General features: G+C 64.8%; 5 protein-coding genes. 1 reads left to right on the forward strand and 4 read right to left on the reverse strand.

The features are described 5' to 3' along the window. Window positions 1–242: 242 nt before the first annotated feature. Entirely contained in the window at window positions 243–902 is a 660-nt protein-coding gene (locus LH128_RS25750; protein ID WP_008832628.1) for a hydrolase, read from the reverse strand. A 281-nt stretch (window positions 903–1,183) separates the two neighbouring features. Then, entirely contained in the window at window positions 1,184–1,882 is a 699-nt protein-coding gene (locus LH128_RS25755) for a pirin family protein (RefSeq protein WP_008832629.1), read from the reverse strand. Between the two features lie 120 nt (window positions 1,883–2,002). Between LH128_RS25755 and LH128_RS25760 the strand changes: the two genes are divergently transcribed. Further along, window positions 2,003–2,932, forward strand: a complete 930-nt coding sequence (locus LH128_RS25760) for a LysR family transcriptional regulator (RefSeq protein WP_008832630.1) — start codon at window positions 2,003–2,005, stop codon at window positions 2,930–2,932. Window positions 2,933–2,973: 41 nt separating this feature from the next. Here LH128_RS25760 and LH128_RS25765 read toward each other — a convergent pair whose 3' ends face one another. After that, on the reverse strand, window positions 2,974–3,603 hold the full coding sequence (locus LH128_RS25765; RefSeq protein WP_008830619.1) for an NrsF family protein: 630 nt from the start codon (window positions 3,601–3,603) through the stop codon (window positions 2,974–2,976). Next, the coding region (locus LH128_RS25770; protein ID WP_008830618.1) for a sigma-70 family RNA polymerase sigma factor at window positions 3,596–4,118 on the reverse strand (523 nt) is incomplete at its 5' end. The genes LH128_RS25765 and LH128_RS25770, both read right to left, overlap by 8 nt.

Below are 4,118 nucleotides of genomic sequence, written 5' to 3' on the forward strand. Positions count from 1 at the left end.
CCCAGTCCTTGTAGAAGATTTCGACGCCGTCAGTGGTGGTTACGTAGGCCATGATGCTGATCCTTCGGGTGAGAACTGGGCTTTGTACTGCGGGGGCTTCGACAAGCTCAGCCTGAGCGGGAACAGGACTGTACTATGAAACCGCTCAGGCTGAGCTTGTCGAAGCCCCCTCCTGAAGAGGGGGTGGAACCGGCGGCCCGATGAGGGTCGGGGGGTGATGAGCCGCCGGTTCCGAGCTTAAATCAGTGACCGCCTTCGGACGCGCCGAACATGGACTTGGCGTACTTGATGCCCAGGCCGTAAGCGCCGCCCCAGACCTTGGCGATGCCGGTGGTGCTGTCGTACGTCTCGGTACGCGCCCAGTCGCGCTGCAGTTCGAGCAGATACTGCAGCGAGGTCATCGGCACGGCGCCAAGCTGGATCATGCGCTGCACGGCGCGCTCATGCGCTTCTTCCGAGATGTCGCCGCAGGCGTCGGTGATGACGTAGGCTTCGAAGCCCTGCTCGATCGCCGATGCCACCGGGCCGACGATGCACACCGAGGTCCAGAGCCCCGCGAAGACGATGCGCTGCTTGCCGATGCGGTTGATCTCGCAGATCACGGCTTCGTCTTCCCAGGTGTTCATGCTGGTGCGGTCGAGCAGTTCCTGGCCGGGGAAGGCGTCGGTGATCTCGTCGAACATCGGGCCGGAGAAGCTCTTCTCGGCGACGGTGGTGAGGATGGTGGGGACGTTGAACGACTTTGCACCGCGCGAGATCAGCGCCGCGTTGTTGCGCAGCAGTTCGGGCGAGATCGACTTGGTCGCGAAGCTCATCTGCGACTGGAAATCGATCAGGACGAGCGCGTGGTTGTCAGGCGAGATCAGCGACTTGCCGGGGGTCGCAGTTGCGGTGAGCGTCATTGGTAGGTCCTCCTGTTGCTGGGCGTCCTTGCCCGTTGAGATGCATACTGGAGCGAGATGGTCGTTCCAGATAGGCGCATAAAATCGTTCCGAACTTTCGATTAAATCGAAAAGATCGAACCAGTGTTCGGGGTGTCGAGAGCTTGCGAGAGGCTTATGAGCCGAACCGCATGGCCGCGGAATCAACCGAAAGTATTACACCCGATCGAGGGGGGCACGCGGTTCGGCTCAGGCTGGCGACAGGCCCCGCCTTCGAAGGGCCGGTCGCGGATGAGGTATCGTTAAGCGGCGTCGACGAGGACGAGTTCGCTGTCCTCGAGCGCCGTCACGCGGATCACGTCGAGGTCGCGGATCGCCGCACCGTCGCGGGCATTGACCAGCACGTCGTCGATCTTCACCGCGCCGCTCGCTGGGACGAGGTAGGCCTTGCGATCGGCGCCGATCGGATACTCGGCCGTCTCACCGGCTTTCAGCGTCGCGGCGACGATGCGGGCGTCGGTGCGGATCGGCAGGGCGTCGCCGTCACCGTCGTAGCCCGAGGCGAGGGTCTCGAAGTGTCCGGCGCGGTCGCCCTTGGGGAAGGGACGGGCGCCCCAGCTGGGCTTTTCACCGTTGCGGGTGGGCAGGATCCAGATCTGGAAGATCTTCGTGGTCACGTCCTCGAGGTTGTATTCGGAGTGACGCACGCCGGTGCCCGCGCTCATGACCTGAACGTCGCCGGCTTCGGTGCGGCCCTTGTTGCCCAGGCTGTCCTCGTGGGTGATTGCGCCTTCGCGGACATAGGTGATGATCTCCATGTCGCGGTGCGGGTGCGGCGGGAAGCCGGTCTTCGGCGCGATGGTGTCGTCGTTCCACACGCGCAGGTTACCCCAGTGCATGCGGGCCGGATCGTGGTAGTCGGCGAAGGAGAAGTGATGCTTGGCGTCGAGCCAGCCGTGGTTGGCGCCGCCGAGGCTGTCGAAGGGACGAAGTTCGATCATCTTGGGTCTCCGGTGGAAGCGGCGGGTTGAGAGTGCCGCTTCGTTGAGCCCTTTGTATGGGTTGCGATCTTTTCCGTTCAGATAGATAAAACCAATCGATCTTTTCGAGGAAATAGAAAAGTGAATAACCCAGGCACACCCACGCTCGATCAGTTGACGATCTTCCAGACGATCGTGGAGACCGGCAGTTTCGCAGGCGCCGGACGCAAGCTGAACCGTGCGGTCTCGGTCATCAGCTATGGCATCGCCAATCTGGAGGCGCAGCTCGGCGTGATGCTGTTCGAGCGCGAAGGCACCCGGCGCCCGAAACTGACGGAACAGGGACGCGCGGTGCTGGCCGAAGCGAAGGCGATCTCGCAGGGTGTGGACGGACTGCGCGCCAAGGTGAAGGGCATGCTCGACGGGCTTGAGGCCGAGGTGAACCTGGCGCTCGACGTCATGCTGCCCGCCGACCGCGTCGGGCTGGTGCTGCGCGACTTCGCCGTGACGTTCCCCACCGTCCAGCTGCGCCTTCATGTCGAGGCGCTGGGCGCGATCACCGCGCTGGTGCTGGACAAGGAGGCGGTGGTCGGGCTGTCCGGTCCGCTATCGGCCGGTGTCGAGGGTATCGACAGCCGCTCGGCGGGCTCGGTGGCGATGGTGCCGGTGGCCGCGCCCGATCATCCGCTGGGCCGCATGATGAAGATCGAACCCGGCGCGGGGCGGGACTATACGCAGCTGGTGCTCTCCGACCGTTCGCGCTTCACCGAAGGGCAGGACTACTCGGTGTTCAGCCCAAAGACCTGGCGGCTTGCCGATCTCGGCGCCAAGCATGCGCTGCTGCGGCAGGGAATCGGCTGGGGGAACATGCCGATGCCGATGATCGAGGCGGATCTCTTCGCCGGAACGCTGGTACGACTGGCGATGCCGGACCATGTCGGGGGGACGTATCGCTTTTCCGGCATATGGCGGCGCGATACGCCTCCCGGTCCTGCGGCAAGCTGGCTTCTGGACCGGTTCGTCACACTCGGCCAGGATGATCGTGAAATGGAGGGAATGGGCGATGTCTGACGAATGGCATCGAGCGCATTCCGGGCGACTGACCCGCGCCTTCAGGCCGCGATCGCCTTGCGCCCGAGTCCGATGGTCAGCGCACCGAGCAGGACGCCGGCCACGAGGTGGCCGGCAAAGTCCATCGCCGACATCGCGATGGGATGGCAGAACGCCAGCAGTCCGAACGACAGGAACGCTATTCCCGTCCCCGCGAGCATCAGCGACCGCACCGGATTGAGCGACCGCGTTCGCCGCAGTGCCAGCACGGTGATAGCAATCATGGGAACTCCGGCGACCAGTACGAACGTGAAGCAATAGCTGCCGTGCCCCAGATGCCCGACGGGCTGGCTGGATATGCCGATGCTGTAGGCCGCCAGCGTCAGCCAGATGCCCAGGCACGCCATGATCCAGCCGCTCGTCCGCGCGGGGGCGCCAGGTACGCTGGCCGACAAGGCGGCTGTGAACGCGGCGATACCCAGGGCAAGTGACAATACGATATTGGCGGCGGCGACCCCGGCAAGGGGACCGGCCCAATCCGTACCGGCGCGGTGGAGCATTTGGGTCGCGAGATAGCCGATTCCTAGCGCGACCGGGCTCCAGGCGAGGGCCCGCCGCCACGCCGGAGCCACGCGGCGTACCGGCACGGCCTCGTCGCAAAGCGTATCGATCAGGGTGTCATGGTCAACCATGTGTCTGCTTTCCATGTTCGCGCAACCTGACGATCGCGCGGTGCAGCAAGGATTTTACGGCGGAAACGGAGAGCCGGCTTTCCTGCGCGGCGGCATCGAGCGACATCTCCTGCAGCTTCACCATCTCGATCATCTGCCGCTGGCGTTCGGGCAGCAAGTTCAGCATGCCCGCGAGTTCCCGTTCGGCGCCGATCGCTTCGAAGGCCGCCGCCGCGACGGGGTCGATGGCGCCGTCCAGGGTTTCTTCCCGATTGATCTCCCGGCCGCGGGATCGGCCCTGTCGGCGTAGCGCATCCACGGACCTTGCCGAGACGATGGCCGAAACCCAGGGCATCAGCGGCAGCGCGGGATCGTAAGTGTGACGCAGGCGATGAAGCGTCATCAGCACCTCCTGAACCACGTCCTCCGCCAGCACGTCATCGAAGATGCGCCGCCGTACCCGAACCCGGACGACCGGCACCAGCGCGCGCAGGACCAGCCGGTAGGCGCGCTGGTCGCCATCCTGCGCCCGCTGC

This window comes from Sphingomonas sp. LH128, from assembly GCF_000293195.2.
GTDB lineage: Bacteria > Pseudomonadota > Alphaproteobacteria > Sphingomonadales > Sphingomonadaceae > Novosphingobium > Novosphingobium resinovorum_A.

Bases quoted from the DNA above. Each gene is read 5' to 3' on its own strand.
- LH128_RS25755 (WP_008832629.1), bottom strand. From the start codon at position 1,882: ATGATCGAACTTCGTCCCTTCGACAGCCTCGGCGGCGCCAACCACGGC.
- LH128_RS25765 (WP_008830619.1), bottom strand. From the start codon at position 3,603: ATGGTTGACCATGACACCCTGATCGATACGCTTTGCGACGAGGCCGTG.
- LH128_RS25750 (WP_008832628.1), bottom strand. From the start codon at position 902: ATGACGCTCACCGCAACTGCGACCCCCGGCAAGTCGCTGATCTCGCCT.